16 protein-coding genes are annotated in these 19280 nt (G+C 71.0%); 8 read left to right on the forward strand and 8 right to left on the reverse strand.

The genetic code is table 11. From position 1 onward, the window contains the following. Positions 1-132 precede the first annotated feature (132 nt). Positions 133-1536, reverse strand: coding sequence for a glycoside hydrolase family 6 protein (locus JW613_RS20535; RefSeq protein ID WP_209212294.1), 1404 nt, complete (start codon positions 1534-1536; stop codon positions 133-135). 510 nt (positions 1537-2046) lie between these two features. Here JW613_RS20535 and JW613_RS20540 point away from each other — a divergent pair. Continuing rightward, positions 2047-2487, forward strand: a complete 441-nt coding sequence (locus JW613_RS20540; RefSeq protein ID WP_209212295.1) for a hypothetical protein — start codon at positions 2047-2049, stop codon at positions 2485-2487. A gap of 109 nt (positions 2488-2596) precedes the next feature. Here JW613_RS20540 and JW613_RS20545 read toward each other — a convergent pair whose 3' ends face one another. From JW613_RS20545 to JW613_RS20575, 7 genes are all read right to left on the reverse strand, one after another. Continuing rightward, on the reverse strand, positions 2597-3346 hold the full coding sequence (locus JW613_RS20545) for a sulfite exporter TauE/SafE family protein (protein ID WP_209212296.1): 750 nt from the start codon (positions 3344-3346) through the stop codon (positions 2597-2599). Positions 3347-3998: 652 nt separating this feature from the next. After that, the gene (locus JW613_RS20550; RefSeq protein ID WP_209212297.1) at positions 3999-4967 is read right to left on the reverse strand and encodes a glycoside hydrolase family 16 protein; all 969 of its coding nucleotides are present in this window, start codon (positions 4965-4967) and stop codon (positions 3999-4001) included. A gap of 332 nt (positions 4968-5299) precedes the next feature. Next, positions 5300-6586: an ABC transporter substrate-binding protein gene (locus JW613_RS20555; protein ID WP_209212298.1), complete on the reverse strand. Its 1287-nt coding sequence runs from the start codon at positions 6584-6586 to the stop codon at positions 5300-5302. Beyond that, a complete protein-coding gene (locus JW613_RS20560; RefSeq protein ID WP_185019285.1) occupies positions 6583-7602 on the reverse strand; it encodes a branched-chain amino acid ABC transporter permease in 1020 nt (339 codons plus the stop codon). Before JW613_RS20560 ends, JW613_RS20555 begins: the two co-directional genes overlap by 4 nt. A 112-nt stretch (positions 7603-7714) precedes the next feature. After that, the gene (locus JW613_RS20565; RefSeq protein WP_099877577.1) at positions 7715-8605 is read right to left on the reverse strand and encodes a branched-chain amino acid ABC transporter permease; all 891 of its coding nucleotides are present in this window, start codon (positions 8603-8605) and stop codon (positions 7715-7717) included. Beyond that, entirely contained in the window at positions 8602-9438 is an 837-nt protein-coding gene (locus tag JW613_RS20570; RefSeq protein ID WP_209212300.1) for an ABC transporter ATP-binding protein, read from the reverse strand. The genes JW613_RS20565 and JW613_RS20570 overlap by 4 nt, the downstream gene beginning before the upstream one ends. After that, positions 9435-10271, reverse strand: coding sequence for an ABC transporter ATP-binding protein (locus tag JW613_RS20575; protein WP_209212301.1), 837 nt, complete (start codon positions 10269-10271; stop codon positions 9435-9437). Before JW613_RS20575 ends, JW613_RS20570 begins: the two co-directional genes overlap by 4 nt. Before the next feature lie 182 nt (positions 10272-10453). Between JW613_RS20575 and JW613_RS20580 the strand changes: the two genes are divergently transcribed. The 7 genes from JW613_RS20580 to JW613_RS20610 all read left to right on the forward strand — a co-directional run bounded on the left by JW613_RS20580 (position 10454) and on the right by JW613_RS20610 (position 18870). Further along, on the forward strand, positions 10454-11671 hold the full coding sequence (locus JW613_RS20580) for a PucR family transcriptional regulator (RefSeq protein WP_209212302.1): 1218 nt from the start codon (positions 10454-10456) through the stop codon (positions 11669-11671). A gap of 127 nt (positions 11672-11798) precedes the next feature. After that, positions 11799-12818 carry a PHP domain-containing protein gene (locus JW613_RS20585; RefSeq protein WP_209212303.1) on the forward strand — a complete coding sequence of 340 codons (1020 nt, stop codon included), beginning with the start codon at positions 11799-11801 and terminating at the stop codon, positions 12816-12818. A 45-nt stretch (positions 12819-12863) separates the two neighbouring features. Further along, positions 12864-13877 (forward strand): LacI family DNA-binding transcriptional regulator, encoded by a 1014-nt coding sequence (locus JW613_RS20590; protein ID WP_209212304.1) that lies wholly within the window; start codon positions 12864-12866, stop codon positions 13875-13877. Between the two features lie 119 nt (positions 13878-13996). Next, positions 13997-15364, forward strand: a complete 1368-nt coding sequence (locus JW613_RS20595) for an ABC transporter substrate-binding protein (RefSeq protein ID WP_209212305.1) — start codon at positions 13997-13999, stop codon at positions 15362-15364. Further along, positions 15364-16332, forward strand: a complete 969-nt coding sequence (locus tag JW613_RS20600) for a carbohydrate ABC transporter permease (RefSeq protein WP_372447969.1) — start codon at positions 15364-15366, stop codon at positions 16330-16332. Before JW613_RS20595 ends, JW613_RS20600 begins: the two co-directional genes overlap by 1 nt. Continuing rightward, entirely contained in the window at positions 16332-17213 is an 882-nt protein-coding gene (locus JW613_RS20605; protein WP_209212306.1) for a carbohydrate ABC transporter permease, read from the forward strand. The genes JW613_RS20600 and JW613_RS20605 overlap by 1 nt, the downstream gene beginning before the upstream one ends. Positions 17214-17301: 88 nt before the next feature. Further along, a complete protein-coding gene (locus JW613_RS20610; RefSeq protein WP_209212307.1) occupies positions 17302-18870 on the forward strand; it encodes a glycoside hydrolase family 13 protein in 1569 nt (522 codons plus the stop codon). Positions 18871-19280 lie beyond the last annotated feature (410 nt).

The following is a 19280-nucleotide window of genomic DNA, read 5'->3' on the forward strand; positions in this document are numbered from 1 at the left end:
GAAGTCCGCCTCTGCGGTACGGGACGGCCGGGCCCGTGGTGCGGGGCCCGGCCGTCGTCGGTGGGTGGGGAGTCGGCCCGTCCGTGCGGTGTTCTGGGGAGGGAGCCGGTCAGAACACCGGCCGGGCCGCTCTCAGGACACCGGGGGGTGAGCGTTCTTCAGCAGCTGCTGGAACTGGGCCGGGAACCACTTGCCGGAGATCGGAGCGTCCGGCAGCGCTCCGGAGGGGTTGTAGCCGTTGCGTGCGTTGCCCTGGTAGGTGGGGTCGCACATGCGGTCGAAACCCTTGTCCTCGTCGTTCGGGATCTCGGTGCTGGAGCCGTCGGACTCACCTGGCGGCTTCATCCACACATACGCGTCGATCCCGGCGGCCGGGGAGGCTTGCGGGCGCTCACCGAGACCGGCACCGGCCTGGTTGCACCAGTTGCCCAGGTGGATGCGGCGGTCGTAGCGCCCGCCGTCGACGTATGCGTCGACCGACGTCCTGGGGCCGGGACCGGTGGGTCGCTCGGAACCGCCCCAACCGTTGCGGGAGGTGTCGATGAGCATGCCGATGTCGGACGGGAAGCCGGCGGAGACGGCGGCCTGGCGGAAGCCCTGCGCGAAGCTGAGCTCGTCCAGGTACTGGTTCCAGTCCACCCACTTCGACTGCCGTACCGGCTGGCCGTTGACCGAGTCGGTGAGGGAGAAGTTCTCCTCCTTCAGCGCGCTGTAGTTGGCGGTGTTGACGATGAAGCCGTGGACGTCGGCGGGCGTGGCGCCGGCCGCGTTGGCGGCATCGAACATGACGTCCGCCGCCGGCTGCAGATTGCTGTCCCAGCCGAGCCAGCCGTGGTGACCGGCGTCGACGTAGTTGTAGACGTTGTCGATCGCGCCGAGCTGTGCGAGGGCGTAGCCGACGCCCTCGACGTAGTTGCCGTTCCGCTTCATCTCGTCGCACTCCGGGGTGGCGGTGGGCCGCCCGCTGGTGTTGGTGACGAGGTTCGGCAGCGAGTCCGGCTCGATCGTCGTCACGACCCGCAGGTTGCTGCGCGAGGAGTACTCCCGCAGGATGTCGCGGATCGGGTTGATGTAGTCGTTCTTGTACCGCCCGATCTCCTCCGGTTCGAGTTCGCCGTTGGAGGCGAGGGCCGCACAGTCGCGACCGGGCAGGTCGTAGATGACCAGTTGGACGGCGATCGGTTTGCCGTCGGCCTGCTGCAGCGCGGTGTCGAGATGCTCCCGCAGGCCCATGGCCTCCGCGTTGCCCTCGATCGCCGCGATGCGGTCGAGCCATACGCCGGTGCCCTCGTCGGCGACGGCGTCGCCGCCGGGTTCGGCGGCGGCCTTCGCGGACCAGTCCGGGTTCACGTATAACTGCGCACCCTCATAGGGGTTGTCCAGCTTGGCCTGTACGTCGGAGCCGGACTCCTGCGCGAAGCCGGCCGCACCGAGCGGGCCGAGGGTGAGGGCGAGAGCGGTGGTGACGGTGCCGATGAGCCGGCCGGCTCTGCTGTTGCGACGACTGCCGCGGTGTCGATCGGCGAGCTGTTTCATATGAAGTGTTCCCTCCAACGGTTGTTGCGGTGCGGGACGTTCCCTCGCGGATCCTCCGGCCCTCCTGCGGCCGGGCTCCCGCTCGGGTTCCCGTGGGCCCCCCGTGGCATGGAACCGCTCCCATAGGTGCGACACGGTGCTTGTGTCGGCCAAGTGGAAGCGCTCCCACGGAGGTTAGTGCGGAGCCCGCGTTCCGCAAGGGGGTGCGCACACCGGATCCGGCCGTGGCGCGAGCCTTCGGCGGGTCGATCCCCGGTGCATGTACAGAGCAGCGAACTCGGCCTCCCCTGCGCTGATTCGGAGTGCGCCTGTCGCTCAGCGGCCCTGGCCGGTCCGTCACGGATCCGCGCTGCTCACCGGGGCGGAGACCCCGGGCATATGCCGATTCGCTCGTATGGGAGTCAGATCTCTCTCTCCCTGCTCAATATGCCCATCCATGGGCTCCGACCCCACTAGGCTCACCCGTCGAGTCCTGGGAAGTGCTTGGCCGTTGACACAGAGGAGAAGAACGTGCGCAGGACAGTCGCGGGGGCGGCCTGGGTCATGGTTGGCGTTCTGGTGACCGGCTGCGGCGGTGGCTCGGACGGCAATGAGGAGAGCGATGACAAGCCGGCTGCGGCGGCGACGCCGAAGGACAAGTGGGGGCCGCCCGAGACCCATGAGGTGACCCTCCAGGTGTCGGGCACCGGTTCCTCGCAGATCGGGTGGGCGGACGGCACCAGCCACTTCGAGACGGCGACCCTGCCATGGAAGAAGACGGCTCAGGTCACGCTCGAAGGGGCTCAGCTGAAGGAGGGCGTGCAGCTGTATGTGACACCACAGGCCGTGAAGGGGGCCGACGGCAAGTTCGTCTTCCCCCCGTGCGTCCTCAAGGTCGACGGCAAGAAGGTGGACGAGAACGCCGGGGGACAGAGTTCCCAGGGGTGCAAGTACACGCTCAAGGGCTCCTGAGCGCGGAGATGCCCCGGCGGTGGGCAGGGTCGGCCCGGCGCCCGCCGCCGTCCGGACCGCCTCCCGTGCGGAGGTCCGCCCCCGCTCCGTGCGGACCGCCGTCCGATCACTAGACGAGCAGCCGGACGACTGCCGCGACACCGATGACCACGACAGTTCCGCGCAGCACCGTAGGCGGGAGCTTGCGTCCGACCTTCGCGCCCAGCAGCCCGCCCAGCGTGGAACTGGCGGCGAGTATGCCGACCACGGGCCAACTGATCGGGGCGATGAAGGCGTAGATGGCGCCCGCCACGATGTTGACCACGGCGGTCAGCGTGTTCTTGAACGCGTTGAGCCTCTGCAAGGAGTCGGTGAGCAGCAGCCCCATGACGCCGACGAGCATGATGCCCTGCGCCGCGGTGAAGTAGCCGCCGTAGACGCCGATGAGGAAGATGAGGAAGTACAGCAGCGGCCCGGAGCGCCTCTTCGCGGGGTCGCGGGTCCGCAGTCGCTTCGCGGCGAGCGGCTGGAGCGCGACGAGGACGACCGAGAGGGCGACCAGCCCCGGCACGATGACCTCGAAGGCGGTACGGGGCAGCGACAGCAGCAGTGCGGTGCCGCCGATGGCTCCGAAGAACGAGGGCACCGCGTAGCGGGCCACCCGGCGGGCCTGTCCGGCCAGCTCGTGCCGGTATCCGTACGCGCCGGTGATCGTTCCGGTGATCAGTCCCACCGCGTTCGACGTTGTGGCCGTCACCGGGGGATGGCCGAGGGCCACCAGGACCGGGAACGTCACAAGCGTGCCGGAGCCCACCACCGTGTTGATCGCGCCTGCCCACAGACCGGCGACGGCGATCAGTGCACCCTCCCACCACAACATGGCGGAAACGTTACGGCTCCGCCTGTGGGCGGCAGCGCCGGGCCCGCGGCGCAGGAGGACCCGGCCCTCTCGCTCCCCGAGGCCGTGTGGGCGAGCGCGGGGAGGCGCGGACGCGTTCCGTCAGGAGCGCCGACCAGCGAGGGAGCGGACGCCGGTACTCGTGCTGCTCGGTGCCCGTCGGTGCGGGGGGATCGCCGCGCGTGTCCATCGGACGAGGCGATCCAGCACCTCCAACACGAACTGCTGGCGGTCCCGCGGCAGAAAAGGCCATGTCAGCCAGGCGGGCGCGGACAGCAGTACGACCACCAGGAGAGGCAGTAGGAACAGCGCGGCAAGAGACGGGCGTGGCATCCAAACGGGCATGCGTCGACCTCCAGGGGGCTCTTCCCCGAAAGGGAACCGTGCTGGACGGCGACGCAAACTGGGCATCCCAGGCGATGTGCTCGCATGGGATCTCCGGCCCGAGCCGACATCCACAGACCGCTGGGACCATACCCCTCGCGCGGGCCCACCAACCCTGCGGAGCCCACGACTGCGACAGGGCCGGTGCGGTTCTGCCGGCGGGCGGCCCCGCACCGGTTCGACCGGAGCGGGGCCGCCGTGCTGGGTCTCCCCTCAACGACCCGAGCGGTCTGTCACGCTGCGCGGCTTGTCACGCCGCGGGTCGGGTGATGTCCACGGCGACGTGGTCGACGAGAAGAAAGCCGCCGGGCGTGGTGGCGGCGGTCGGTGTCGCGTGCCCGGCCACGCCGTCGGGGAAGGCGCCGCCCATCGCCAGGTTGAGCAGGATGAAGTGGCCGTGGTCGGTGGCCTTCTGCCAGGTCGCGGCGTCCATGTCGGACTCCCGTACGGTGTGGAAGTGTCGGCCGTCCTGGTACCAGCGCAGCTCTTCGGTGGGGCCGGTGCGGTCGAGTTCGAGGGCGAACTCGTGGAAGCCGCCCTGACAGGTGCCGCCGCAGGTGGCACTGTTGCCGAGGCCCTGGGTCTCGTTGCAGGGGCCGCCCGGGTTGACGCCGCAGTGCAGGACGCCGTGCGCGGCGCTCTGTCCGTTGACGTTCTCCATGATGTCGAACTCGCCGATGCCGGGCCAGTTCTGGTAGTTGCCCCGGTAGTCGGCGCCCAACGTCCAGAAGGCCGGCCAGTAGCCCAGCGCACCGTCCCCGGAGACCTCGGGCAGCTTGAGGCGCGCGGAGATGCGCATCTTGCCGCCCTCGGGCGCCGCGAAGTCGGTGCGCCTGGTCTCGATGCGGGCCGAGGTCCAGGTGTCGCCCTCCTTGAGGGCGGTGATCTTCAAGTGGCCCGCCCCGTCGAGCTGGAGATTCTCGGGCCTGTCGGTGTAGTTCTGGACCTCGCCGGTGCCCCAGTTGGGCGGGCCGCCGGGATAGCCGTGGCCGGTGTCGATGATCCAGTCGTCCGAGGAGGGCAGGGAGCCGGCGGCGCCGTCGAAGTCGGTCCGCCACACCTCCTGTGTGATCTGTGCGTCCTTTGTGGCCTGGGTGCGCGGCTGTGACGATGCCTCGTCGGCCTGGGCCGAGGGCAGCGTCAGTGCGCCCAGTGCCGTCATGGTGGCGGCCACCGCCATCAGAAACGGGCGACGGCGTCTGCTGCCGGCAGGGAACATGGCGATGCGCTCCTTAGCAGTGGGGGGTGGGTGAGCGCTCTCACGGCACAGCACCGTGCCGAAGGTCTGGACCATCGTCAAGGCCCGTGCAAGAACGGGCAGATACGGGCACGCCCCGTCCCGCTCGGGCACCCTCCGGCCCAGTTCGGGCACCCCCGTCCCGCTCGGGCACCCTCCGCTGCGCCGGGCCCATCCCGCCCCCACGTGGCACCCCCATCGCGGAGCGGAGCCTGCCGGGCGAGCCCTCGCGTCGCCGGAGGACGACCTCCGGGCAGTGAAGCGGCGGGACCGGGAACCGACCGTCAGCCGGTGAGCCCGGTCCCCGATCCGGCTCAGCGAGGCTCGCGCTCGTACGCGCGCGCCGCCGCGGACTCCTCGGGGCCGCGGACGGCCTTCGAGCCGCCCTTGGCCTTCTTGTCGGGCCGCAGGATCACGCTCTGCCCGGACGACGGCGCCTCGGGGTCGGTGAAGTCCTGCTTGCCGAAGCCCGCGTCGAAGTCGTCCATCGTGCGCAGGGCCTTGCTGACCCCCTCGCGGGTGAGGTCCTTGGCCTTGCACGCCCGCTTGAGGGCCTCCCCGTAGGTGGAGGCGGCGGTCCAGCCGGCGACGACGCCGTTGTCCAGGGTGTCCTTCGGGTACGCCTTCGCATAGGCGGAGGCGAGCGCCGAGGGTCCCTCGGAGTCGTCACCGATCGGCAGCGCGGGGGAGGCCACGTAGTACGCCTTCTCCAGGGCCGGGCCCGCCTGGGTACCGAGGAGCTGCGGTGAGAAGGCGGAGTTGTTCCCGATCACGGGGACGGAGAGCCTGCGGGCCGCGGCGACTCCGACCAGCGAGGCGGCCTGCCGGGGTCCGGCGCTGAGGACGACGGCCTCGACCCCGGCCTTCTTCAGCGCCGCCACCTGGGCCGTCATGTCGTTGTCCGTCGGCTTGATCTTCTGCTCGACCAGTTCGAGCCCGGACTTGTTCGCCATGTGGCGCGAGCCGGCCAGCGCGTTTTCGCCGTAGTCGCCCTCGAAGTAGACGTGGCCGAGCTTGTCGCCCTTCTTCAGGCCGTGTTCCTTCATCAGGAAGTCGATGGCGTTGATGGTCTCGATGTCGTACGTCGAGCCCACCACCCGGATGTAGGGGCTGCCCAGCAGCTCGGCGGACCACGCCTGCGGCACCACCAGCGCCTTGTCACGCCGGTCGATGCGCTGCCGGAGCGAGGCGACGAAGGGCGAGCCGATGAACTGGACGTAGCCCAGCACGTCCGGTTCCAGTTCGGTGTAGGCGGCGACGGCCTTCTGCGGGTCGTAGCCGTGGTCCCGTACCGTCAACTTCAGTGTGCGGCCGCAGATACCGCCCTCGGCGTTGACCTGCTTCACATAGAGCCGCTGGGCCTGGGTGACGCTCTTGCCGAGCGTGGCGTACACACCGGTGAGATCGGTCAGGGCACCCAGTGCGATCGTCTTGTCCGTCACGCCGTCGCCGGTCTTCACACCTCCGGCGCCCTGCTTGCCGTCCTTGCCGTCCGCCGCCTTGGAGCTGCAGCCGGCGGCGGCGGTGAGCGCGAGCAGGACGGCGAGCGCGGTCGCGGTGGCTCTGGTCCGGCCGCGGCCGGGGCGTGTGGAGTGGTTCATCGGTCCTCCCCTGGGGTTGACGAGCTGCGCCGGGCGGTGAGCGAGGCCAAGCCGCCGGGCAGGAAGAGCACAACCGCCACAACGGCGGCGCCGTACAGATAGCGGGACGCCTCACCGGGTGCGATGCCGCCGGTGCCGGGGTCGGAGACCAGTGGCAGCGCCTCGCTGTAGCGGGTCAGCAACTGGGGGAGCAGCGCGACCAGGGCGGCGCCCAGCACCGCGCCCGACACCGAGCCGAGCCCGCCGATGACGATCATCGCGAGGTATTCCAGCGAGAGGGCCATACCGAAGTAGTCCGGTACGGTGCGCTGGAAGACGAGGGCGAGCAGCACTCCCGCCAGGCCCGCGTACATCGAGGACAGTACGAAGACGGCGGCGCGGTAGCGCGCCACGGGTACGCCCATCACCCCGGCGGCGATGCGGTGGTCGCGAATGGCGTTCAGCGCGCGCCCCGGGCGGTCGCGCAGCACACCGCGGGCGAACAGACCGCAGCACAGCAGCAGGACGAGGCCCGCGTACCAGAGCTTCTCGGCCGCGCCGAAGGGCACCGCGGCGACGGTGACTTCGGCGTCGTCGAAGGTGAGCCCGAAGACGCTGAGCGGGGGCACGTCGCGCCCGTTGAAGCCGCCGGTCAGGTCCTCGGCGTTGAACAGGACGTGCTGCCCTATGAAGATCAGGGCGAGTGTGGCGATGCCCAGATACGCGCCGCGCAGCCGCCCCGCGATGGGGCTGAAGAGCCCGCCGGCGGCGCCCGCGGTGGCCACGGCGGCCGGTACGGCGAGCCAGGTGGGCAGGCCGAGTCCGAGCAGGCCGTCGCCGCCGTCTCCCGCGAAGGCGCAGTAGCCGTAGGCGCCGACGGCGAGGAAGAAGGCGTGGCCCATGGAGAGCTGGCCGGTGGCGCCGGTCAGCAGGTTGATGCCGATGGCGCCGATGGCCGCGGCCATCGCGAACAGCCCCGCCTGGAGCCAGAACCTGTCCAGATAGAACGGCAGGGCCAGCAGCAGCACGGTGCCCACGGCCCAGAGGCAGACGCGCGGATCGCGCGGAACAGCGGGGGAGCGGAACCTGCGCTGCTGGGTGCGGGAGCCGTCGTACGGGCGGCGGCGTACGGCTGTGTGTTCGGCGGGTTCAGACACGGGCCGTCTCCTTCGTGCCGAGCAGCCCGGCGGGCCTCACGAGCAGAATCGCGATCATCACCAGGTAGGGCGCGAGGTCGCCGAGTCCCCGCCCGAGGAAGGTCAGATCGCTCTGGTAGCCGGTGGCCAGGGACTCGGTGACACCGACGATCAGCCCGCCGGCCAGGGCTCCGGTGGTCGAGTCGAGCCCGCCGAGAATGGCCGCCGGGAACGCCTTCAGCGCGGCCAGCGAAGTGGCCCGCTCCAGTCCGGGTGTGGGGAAGACGGTGAGGAAGAGCGCGGCGACGGCGGCCAGTCCACCGGCGACCGCCCAGGCGCCGAGCGAGACCCGGCCCAGCCGGATGCCCATGAGGGCGGCCGTCCCGGCGTTCTCGGCGGCGGCGCGCATCGCCACGCCCCAGGAGGTGTAGCGGAAGGCGAGTAGGAACGCCGTGATGAGCAGCCCGGCGACGAGCAGCGCGGCCACCCGGGTCTGGGCGAGGGAGACGGAGCCGATGGTCAGCAACTGGTCCCCCCACGGGTCCCGCACCGCGAGCACATCGGTGCCGATACGCCGGGTGAGGTCGGTGACCAGGAGAATGTCCACGCCGATGGTGACGATGGCCAGGACGCTGTGGTCCGAGCCGCGGTAGCGGCGCAGCACCAGGAACTCGATCGCGGCGCCGACGAGCGCCCCCGAGGCGATCCCGGTGAGCAGCGCGGGCCAGAAGCCGATGTCGTCGCTGAGCACGGCGGTGACATAGCCCCCGGCGAGCAGCAGCGAGGCGTGGGCGAAGTTGACGACCTCCGTGGCCCGGAAGATCACCACGAAGCCCAGCGCGATGAGGGCATAGACGGAGCCCAGCGAGACGCCGCCGAGCAGGAGTTCGATGAAGGTGGTCACGGCGCTGTTCCTTCCGCGCTGTCCGTGGGGGCGCCGCTGCCGGCGTCGCCGATCCCGTCCGTCTCACCGAGGTAGGCGCGCACCACGGCGGGATCGTTCTGCACCTGGTCCGGAGTGCCTTCGGCGATGCGGCGGCCGAAGTCCAGGACGGTCACGGCGTCGGCGAGGCGCATCACGACTCCCATGTCGTGTTCGACGAGGACGATGGAGATGCCGAGGCTCTCCCGTACACCCGCGATGACGGCGGCGGTGCGTCGGCGCTCGTCGGCGGTCATCCCGGCGACCGGCTCGTCGAGCAGCAGCAGCTTGGGCTCCATGCACAGGGCGCGGGCCAGTTCGGTGAGCTTGCGCTGTCCGTAGGGCAGGGACCCGGCGACGGCGCCGAGCTGCTTGTCCAGTCCGACGAACGCGGCGATCTCGCGCACCCGTTCGCGGTGCCTGGCCGCCTCGCGGGCGGCGGAGGGCCGACGCAGCCCCGCGGCGACGAAGCCCGTACGGGTGAGCGCGTGCCGTCCCAGCAGCAGGGTGTCGGCGACGGTGGCGCGCGGTGGCAGGGCGAGGTTCTGGAAGGTGCGTGCCACGCCGAGCGCCGCGATGCGGTGCGGTGGCAGCCCGGTCAGTTCGCGCTCGCCTAGGCGCACGCTGCCGGACGCGGGGCGGCAGACTCCGGACAGCACGTTGAAACAGGTCGACTTGCCCGCTCCGTTGGGTCCGATGAGGGCATGCACGGTTCCCGGGGCGACGGTGAAGCCGAGCCCGTCGAGGGCGGTGAGTCCCGCGAACCGGACGGTCACCCCGCCGACTTCCAGCGGCTCGGCGGCCGGCGCCGTCATGGGCCCACCCAGCGGGTCAGGGCGGGGGGCCTCCCGCCGGGTCCGGCCGCACCCGCCTGCTCCGTCACCCGAAAGGCGTCGTCGGCCGCGTCCTCGTCGACGACACCGAGGTAGCGGCGGCGCACCTCGTCGGATGCGGCGAGCTCGTCGGCGGGCCCCGAGAGGGTCACCTCGCCCACTTCGAGTACGTAGGCGCGGGAGGCCAGCCGCAGTGCGAGGGCCGCGTTCTGCTCCACCAGCAGCACGGAGGTGCCCTCCGCGTTGATCTGCCGAATGGTGTCCGCGATACGGGCGGCCATCATCGGCGCGAGCCCCAGGGACGGCTCGTCCAGCAGCAGCAGCCGGGGCCCGGCCATCAGCGCGCGGGCGACGGCGAGTTGCTGCTGTTCGCCGCCGGAGAGCAGCCCCGCACGCTGGTGTGCGCGCTGCGCCAGTACGGGGAACAGCCCGTGCACCCGGCGCAGGGCCGCGGCGCGTGCCGCCCTTCCCCCGGTGGAGCCGAGTGCTCCCGCGCGCAGATTGTCCTGAACGGTCATCCGCGCGAACACCTGGCGCCCTTCCGGCACTTGTGACACGCCGGCCGCGACCACCCGGTCGGCGGTCAGGGTGTGCAGCGGTGCGCCGCCGAAGCGAACGGAGCCGCCCTTGGACGCGCCGCCGTAGTAGGGCAGTGTGCGTGAGATGGCGCGCAGCAGCGTGGACTTGCCTGCCCCGTTGCCGCCGAGGACTGCGACGACGCTGCCCTGCGGTACGTCGAGTGTCACTTCGCGCAGCGCTCGGACCGGCCCGTATCCGGCCGACAAGCGCGTGACGTCGAGTGCGGCACCCCCCATGGTTCCCCTTTCGCCCGCTCGTCCGGTGGGCGTTCACAGCAACACCGACCAGTCGGTATGTCCATTGCCGGGGCCGGAATCGCTGCGGGGGTACAGCCGGGACCGCGGACCGTTGTGCACGCGCACAACGCCCCGCGTCAGGGGCCTGCCGGAATCGCCCGGCAGGTGCCATCCTCCGGCACATGGGAGGGACCAGACCCCGCACGGGGCGCGACTGGAAGCTGCTCGCCGAGACGTGCGGCGCGCTTCTGGAGCGGCTGCCGGAACTCGTGGAGGAGTACCTGCGGCGGCTCGGCGCACACTCGACCGCGTACGGGCGCGTCATCCCGTACGACCAGCACTGGCAGGAGGCCGAAGAGGCGCTGCGGATCGGGATCGAGTCCATCCGGGCCCCGCGCGACTCGCCGCGCCGCGACCTGGAGCACGCGGAACGCCTCGGCAGACGCCGCGCACAGCAGGGCCTGCCGCTCGAACTGCTGGTGCACGCCTACCGCGAAGCGGGCCGACTGGTGTGGGAGACCTTGCTGGAGACCGCAGCCGCGCAGACCTCCGAGCGCATGGAGGTGGTGATGCGGTCGGGAACGATGGTGTGGTCCGCGGTGGACGAGCAGACCGACCTGCTGTCCGAGGCGTACCGCGCGACCGAACTGGAACTGCGCCGCCGTACGGACGAGCGGTTGCGGGCGCTGCTCGACGCGTTGCTCGACGGCCAGTGCGCGCCCGAACTCACCTCGCGCGCCGCCGCGGGCCTGGACATGCCCGAGCACGGCCGGTACGCCGTGGTGGTTCTGCGGCTGGCCAGGCGCGAGGGGCGCGAGCCGTTCCACCGGCTGATCCGCGACCCGGGGATGCGCATCGTGTGGCGGATGCGGGCCGACTGCGAGGTCGGGATCGTGGCACTGTCCGAGGGCGCCGGGCTCGATGCGCTGGCAGGACTGCTCGACGGGCACTGCCTCGGCCCCGGCGGGATCAGCCCGGTCGTGGAGGGGCTGGCCGAGCTGGGGTGGGCCCGGCAGCTGGCGGAGCTGGCGCTGCGCACCTGCCCTCGCGGCGAGACCGGCGTGATGCGCTTCGACCGCAGGATGCCCGCGGCGCTCGTGGTCGGCCGGCCGGATCTGGCCGCCCGGCTGGTGGCCGAGGTATTCGGGGAGTTGCTGGCCCAGGACCCCGCCGACCGGGCGGTGCTGCTGGAGACCCTCGAGGCCTGGCTCGACTGCGAGGGCTCGGCCGGCCGGGCCGCCGGGCGGCTCTACTGCCACCGCAACACGGTCTTCAACCGGCTGCGGCGCCTGGAGCAGCTCACCGGCAGGGCACTCTCCCGCCCCCGCGACCTCACGGAGATGACCCTGGCCCTGGACGCGCACATGCTCACCTCGACGGGTGGTACCCCGGGCTCCTGAGGGGGCGGCCCCGTGCTTTCGCGGAGACCGGGGTGCCTCGGGCTTGTGCCGGGGTCGGCGCGCGTGGAGGCGAAGGACGCGTCACCGTGGAAGGAGAAGCCGGCTGGGGGCAGGGAGAGGAGCGGGTGTGGAGCCGCAGGCTGCGTTGGAGCGGATCGCGTTTCTGCTGGAGCGTGCTCAGGCGCCGACGTACCGGGTCCGGGCCTTCCGTACGGCTGCGCGGGTGCTGGCCGGGCTGCCGCCGGGGGAGACCGAGAAGCTGGCGGCGGCCGGCTCCCTGGAGTCGTTGAAGGGCGTGGGGCCCAAGACCGCGCAGGTGGTGCGGGAGGCGCTGGCGGGGGAGGTACCGCGGTACCTGGGGAAGCTGGAGGCCGAGCCGGCACGGGAGGCCGCGCTGCCCGAGGCGGCACGGGAGCTGCGGGCGGCGCTGCGTGGCGACTGTCATCTGCACTCGGACTGGTCCGACGGCGGCAGTCCCATCGAGGAGATGGCCGCCACGGCGAAGGCGCTCGGGCACGAGTGGGCCGTGCTCACCGACCACTCGCCGCGGCTGACCGTCGCAGGCGGCCTGTCGGCCGACCGGCTGCGCGCCCAGCTGGACGTGGTCGCACGGGTGAGCGAGCGACTGGCGCCCTTCCGGCTGCTGACGGGCATCGAGTGCGACATCCTGGAGGACGGCGCCCTCGACCAGGAGGAGGAGTTGCTGGCCCGCCTCGATGTGGTGGTGGCGTCGGTCCACTCCGAACTGCGGATGCCCGGCGAGCGGATGACGCGGCGCATGGTCAGGGCCGTCCGGAACCCGCTGGTGGACGTTCTGGGGCACTGCACCGGTCGGCTGCTGTCGGGAAGGCGGCGGCCGGAGTCGGAGTTCGACGCGGAGGAGGTATTCGCGGCCTGCGCGGAGTCCGGGACCGCGGTGGAGATCAACTGCCGCCCTGAGCGCAGCGATCCACCCCGCCGGCTGCTGCGGCAGGCCCTGGACGCGGGAGTGTGCTTCGCCATCGACACCGACGCGCACGCGCCCGGTCAGCTCGACTGGCAGGCGGGCGGCTGCGTGCGCGCTGCCGAGTGCGGCGTACCGGCCGAGCGGGTCGTCAACACCCTGCCGGTCGCCCGACTGCTGGACTGGACGGCCCGGACTCGGTGAGCTCTCTCGCAATTCGCTTGCAATATTTGCGCTAGACTTGCGTGTATGACGCGACGACTTGCGCAGGTGGCGAAGAAGGTGGGCGTCTCCGAGGCGACCGTCAGCCGGGTGCTGAACGGCAAGCCCGGGGTGTCGGAGGGCACCCGGCAGGCGGTGCTCACCGCGCTGGACGTGCTCGGCTACGAACGGCCGACCCAACTGCGCGGTGAGCGCGGCAAGCTGATCGGCCTGGTGCTGCCCGAGCTGTCGAACCCGATCTTCCCCGCGTTCGCCGAGGTCGTCGGTGGTGCGCTCGCCCAGCGTGGGTTGACTCCGGTGCTGTGCACCCAGACGCCGGGGGGCATCCAGGAGACGGACTATGTGGACCTGCTGCTCCAGCAGCAGGTCTCCGGGGTGGTGTTCGCGGGCGGGCTCTACGCCCAGGCGGACGCTCCGCACGACCACTACCGGCTGCTGCACGACAGGAACCTCCCGGTCGTGCTGGTCAACGCGCTGGTGCCCGGGCTCGACTTCCCCTGCGTCTCCACCGACGACGCGGTCGCGGTGGAGCAGGCGTGGCGCCATCTCACCTCGCTCGGGCACGAGCGGATCGGCCTGGCCCTCGGCCCGTCCGACCACATGCCCTCGCGGCGCAAACTGGCAGCGGCGCAGGCCGTGGCGCGCGCCGCGGGCTCCGAGCTGCCCGAGGAGCGTGTGGTGCGCGGGATGTACTCGATGGAGGGCGGCCACGCGGCGGCGTCCCGGCTGCTGGACGCCGGAGTGACCGGCATCGTCTGCGCCAGCGACATCATCGCCCTGGGTGCTGTACGGGCCGCGCGCCGGCGCGGGATGCGGGTCCCGGAGGACGTGTCGGTGGTGGGGTACGACGACTCGCCGCTGATGACCGTCACCGACCCGCCGCTGTCGACCGTCCGGCAGCCGATCGACGCGATGGGCCGTACGGCGATCCAGCTGCTGACGGCGCAGATCGACGGCAAGGAAGTGGTGCGCGACGAGATCGTGTTCGAACCCGAGCTCGTGGTACGCGGCTCGACCGGGCCCCTCGCATCCGGCCGGTGAACCTCGCGCAATGAGCTGTCGATAATTTTCAATTTCTGCGCGACATCTTGCTCTCCCATGGTCCCGGTGCTTGAGTGTGCGCCATCGCTCACTCAAGCGTCGCCCAGAGGGGTCAACCGATGTCATCCACGAGAACCCGCGCCCTCGCGCTCGCCACCGTCACCGCCGCGTCCCTGACCGCGCTCGCCGGCTGTGGCACCAGCAGCAACAGCACGGACGACGGGCCGGGCGGCACGGTGCGGCTCGATGTCAACGGGCAGCCGCCGAAGACCCAGGCATTCGAACGCAAGCTCTTCGACAAGCACGTCAAGCAGTTCGAGAAGGCCCATCCGGACATCGACATCGTTCCGCACGAGGGCTTCATGGACCCGAAGACCTTCAACGCCAAGCTGGCGGGCGGCAAGTTGGAGGACGTCTTCTACGTCTACTTCACCGACACCCGGAATCTGATCGCCAAGAAGCAGGCAGCCGACATCACCGACCAGATCAAGGACATGCCGCACCGAGGTGACGTCCAGGACGAGCTGATGAAGGTCTTCCAGGACGAACAGGGCCGCCAGTACGGTCTGCCGACCGCCAACTACTCCATGGGCCTGCTCTACAACCGCGCGCTGTTCAAGAAGGCCGGACTCGACCCGGACCAGCCGCCGCGGACCTGGGCGGACGTACGCGCCGCGGCGAAGAGGATCGCCAAGCTGGGCGACAACACCGTCGGCTACGCCGACTTCTCCAAGAACAACCAGGGCGGCTGGCACTTCACCGCGGAGCTGTACTCGCGCGGCGGCCGGATGGCCACCCAGCACGACGGGAAGTGGAAGGCCGCGTTCAACTCCGCCGAGGGCAGGGCCACCCTGCAGGACTTGCACGACATGCGGTGGAAGGACAACTCGATGGGCAGCAAGCAGCTGCTCCAGGCCGAGGACGTCCAGCGGATGATGGGCAGCGGCAAGCTCGGCATGTACATCTCCGCCGCCGACAACATCACCGTCATCGCCAAGCAGTTCGGCGGCGACTACAAGGACTTCGGTCTCGCGCCCGTCCCCGACGCCAAGGCTACGCTGATCGGCGGCGAGGGCTACATGATCAACCCGAAGGCCTCCCCGGAGAAGATCGAGGCCGGCGTCGAGTGGCTGCAGTGGAAATACCTCAACCCCGACCTCGTCGAGCGCAACATCCAGGACAACCTCGACGCGAAGCTGCCCATCGGGCTGCCCATGCCCCCCACCCCGGACATCTGGAAGGGCACCGTGCGCGACCGGGTGGAGAAGGCCAAGCGGAAGCACGCCAACGTTCCGGTCCACAACTACCAGCGGTTCATGGACGCCGCTCCCCGCACCACCGGCGTACTCGAACCCCCCAAGGCGCAGCAGGTCTACGCCGTGCTGGACAGCGCGATGCAGGCGGTCCTCACCAAGAAGGACGCCGACATCGACAAGCTTCTCGACACCGCCGAGAAGAAGGTCAACCAGATCTACAGCGCGTCCTGATGGCCGCCGCACCCCTGCTGGAGAAACCGGAACGGCCGGAGAAGCCGGTTGTCCCGCCGTCCGTCACCGCGGCCCGTGAGCGACGTGCGGCACGGCGCCGCCGCTCGGTGCGCGAGCATCTGACCGCGTACGGCTTCCTGTGCGCCGCCGTGGCGGTCTTCGCGCTCTTCTCGTGGTGGCCGATCGTCCGCAATGTGCTGCTGGCCTTCCAGCACGTCAACTTCGCCACCGGCAACACCTGGGCGGGCTGGGACAACTTCGAGAAGTTGTTCCGCGACCCGCTGCTGGCCACGGCCTGGAAGAACACCGGGTTGTTCACCGCGTACGCGCTCGTGCTCGGCTTCCTGGTGCCGTTCCTGACCGCGGTGCTGCTGAACGAGTTCCGGCACGCCCGTGCGTACTTCCGCGTCCTGGTCTATCTGCCGGTGATGCTGCCGCCGGTGGTGGTCGCCCTGATGTGGAAATGGTTCTACGACCCCGGCCCGGGACTGATCAACGAGATCCTGCGCACCCTTCACCTGCCGACCTCCGCCTGGCTGGACTCCTCCTCCACCTCGCTGGTCTCCCTGGTGATCGTCTCCACCTGGGCCAACATGGGCACCGCCACGCTGATCTATCTGGCGGCCCTCCAGACCATCCCCGGCGAGCTGTACGAGGCCGCGGAGCTGGACGGCGCGAACATCTGGCAGCGGCTGCGCCACGTCACCGTCCCGCAGACCCGGTTCGTCCTGCTGGTCCTGCTGCTGCTCCAGGTCGTCGCGACGATGCAGGTGTTCACCGAGCCGTACGTGATGACGGGCGGCGGCCCGGAGGACTCGACGGTGACCGTGATGTTCCTCGTCTACCGCTACGCGTTCGTCTACAACGACTTCGGTACCGCCAGTGCGCTCAGCCTGCTGCTGCTGATCGTCCTCGCCGGATTCTCCGGCCTGTATCTGCGCCTCACCCGCGGCGCCGGGGAGGACTGATGGCCGCCTCGCCCCGAACGCTCGTCCGTCCCGCCGTACTGCGCACCCGCAAGGGCCGGCTGGTCTACTGGTCGGTGCTGGCCGTGACGCTGGCACTGTTCACCGTCGCCTTCCTGGTCCCGCTGTACTGGGCCGCGACCGGCGCGATGAAGTCCTCCACCGAACTGGCGCAGAACCCGCCCTCGTACGTCCCCGCGCACTGGCACCCGGAGAACTATGCCCGGGCCTGGCGCGAGATGGACCTGACCCGCTACTTCCTCAACACGGTGCTGCTGGCGGGCGGCGCCTGGCTGGTCCAGCTCGCGGTGCAGGTACCGGCCGCGTACGCGCTGTCCAAGCTGCGGCCCCGGTTCGGGAACGCGGTGCTGGGTCTGATGCTGGTCACCCTGATGATGCCCGCCACCGCCCTGCTGGTGCCCGTCTACCTCACCGTGGTCGACGTCCCGCTGTTCGACCGGAATCTGATCAACAGTCCGAGCGCGGTATGGCTGCCCGCCGCCGCCAACGCCTTCAACATCTACATCCTGAAGAACTTCTTCGACCGCGTCCCCGACGAGTTGCTGGACGCCGCGCGGATCGACGGCGCCGGGCCGCTCGGCACCATGTGGCGGATCGTGCTGCCGCTGTCCCGGCCCATCCTGGCCGTGGTGTCGATCCTGTCGGTCGTCACCGCGTGGAAGGACTTCCTCTGGCCGCTGCTGGTGCTGCCGGACCCGGCCAAGCAGCCGCTGAGCGTCTTCCTCCAGCGCGTCGCCCAGGACACCCCGCTGAACAGCCTGGTGGCGGGCCTGGTGATGGCCTCGCTGCCGCTGATCGCGCTCTTCCTGGTCTTCCAGCGGCAGATCGTCGCCGGCCTCGGCGCGGGCAGCCTCAAGGGCTGACGGGACGCGCTGGACACAGCCGCATCCCAGCATCGCACGCACGGACTTCGCCGTACGAACGACTTCGCCGTACGAAAGGACTCCTCCTTTGTCCCGCACGGAATGGTGGCGCAGCGCGGCCATCTACCAGGTGTACGTCCGCTCCTTCGCCGACGGGAACGGCGACGGCACCGGCGATCTGGCCGGCGTCCGCGCCCGGCTGCCCTACCTTGCCGAACTCGGCGTGGACGCCCTGTGGTTCACCCCCTGGTACCTCTCACCGCTCGCCGACGGCGGCTACGACGTCGCCGACTACCGCACCATCGACCCGGCCTTCGGCACCCTCGCCGAGGCGGAGGCGCTGCTGGCCGAGGCCCGCGCGCTCGGGCTGCGCACCATCGTGGACATCGTGCCCAACCATGTCTCGGACCAGCACCCGTGGTTCAAGGCCGCGCTCGCCGCCGGGCCGGGCTCACCCGAGCAGGAGCTGTTCCACTTCCGCCCGCCCTCCGCCGAGCCGCCGAACGACTGGGTGAGCGAGTTCGGCGGGGTGCCCTGGTCGCGCACCGAGAGCGGTCAGTGGTACCTGCACCTGTTCACCCCCGAACAGCCGGACCTCAACTGGAACCATCCGAAGGTGCGCCAGGAGCACGAGGAGGTGCTGCGGTTCTGGTTCGAGCGCGGCGCGGCGGGCGTACGGATCGACAGCGCCGCCCTGCTCGCCAAGGCGGACGGGCTGCCCGACATGCCCGCTGACGGCGGCCCGCACCCGTTCCACGACCGGCCCGAGCTGCACGGCATCTACCGCACTTGGCGGCGGCTGGCCGAGGAGTACGACGCCGTGCTGATCGGTGAGATCTGGCTGCCGGACCCCGAGCGGTTCGCCCGCTATCTGCGCCCCGACGAGCTGCACACCGCCTTCAACTTCGACTTCCTCGCCCGCCCCTGGGACGCGGCCGAGCTGCGCGAGTCGATCGATATGACGCTCGCCGCGCACGCCCCGGTCGGAGCGCCGGCCACCTGGGTGCTGGCCAACCACGATGTGACCCGCACGGTCACCCGCTACGGGCGGGCGGAGGACACCGGCTTCGCCTTCGAGCGGAAGCGCTCCGGGGTGCCCACCGATCTGGACCTGGGGACCCGCAGGGCACGCGCCGCCGCGCTGCTCAGCCTGGCGCTGCCCGGCTCCGTCTACCTCTACCAGGGCGAGGAGCTGGGTCTGCCGGAGGCGGAGATTCCCCCGGAGCGGGTCCAGGATCCGATGCACGCCCGCTCCGGCGGTGTCGACCCGGGCCGGGACGGCTGCCGGGTACCGCTGCCCTGGCGCGCGGACGGTGACGGGCCGTCCTGGCTGCCGCGCCCCGCCGGCTGGGAGCGCTACGCGGCCGAGCGGCAGTCCGGTGACGCGGACTCGATGCTCTCGCTGTACCGCACCGCGCTGCGGCTGCGCCGCGCTTTCCGGGACGCGGGCGGGCTGCGCTGGCTGCCCATGGAGGCACCCCATGTGCTGTCCTTCGCGCGAACCGTGCCGGACGGCGGCGGCACCGTGCTGTGCGTGGTCAACTTCGGCCCGCCGGAGGTGGCGCTCCCCGCGCACCGAGAACTCCTGCTGGCGAGCGGCCCCCTGACACCGTCGGGCGGGCTGCCGCAGGACACGGCGGTCTGGCTGCGGGCCTGACCCGGGCACGGCCGCCGCCCTCCCTCCCCCACAGAAGGGAATGTCATGGGCACTACACAACGCACGGCCCGCGCCCGTCGAGGCGCGGCACGCACCAGGGCCTGGCGGCCCACGCTGGCCGCCGTGCTCAGCGCCGGACTGCTGCTGTCCGGCTGGCAGGCGGCCTCGGCCGGGGCGGTCCCCGGCGGCCTCCCCGACGGCCGGGACACCGGTCCCCTCCCCGTCCGCATCGGCGGCAAGAGCGCCGACCGCGCGCAGGACGGCGATCCGGACACCTACGCGAAGGGCAGCAGATCCCACTGGGTAGGGGCCGACCTCGGGGCCACCCGCCGCCTGGACCGGGTGCGGCTCTCGCTGCCCGGCAAGGCCCAGCAGGTGCAACTCCAAGGGTCCGTCAACGGCCGCGATTT

This window comes from Streptomyces smyrnaeus, assembly GCF_017676345.1.
Taxonomy (GTDB): domain Bacteria; phylum Actinomycetota; class Actinomycetes; order Streptomycetales; family Streptomycetaceae; genus Streptomyces; species Streptomyces smyrnaeus.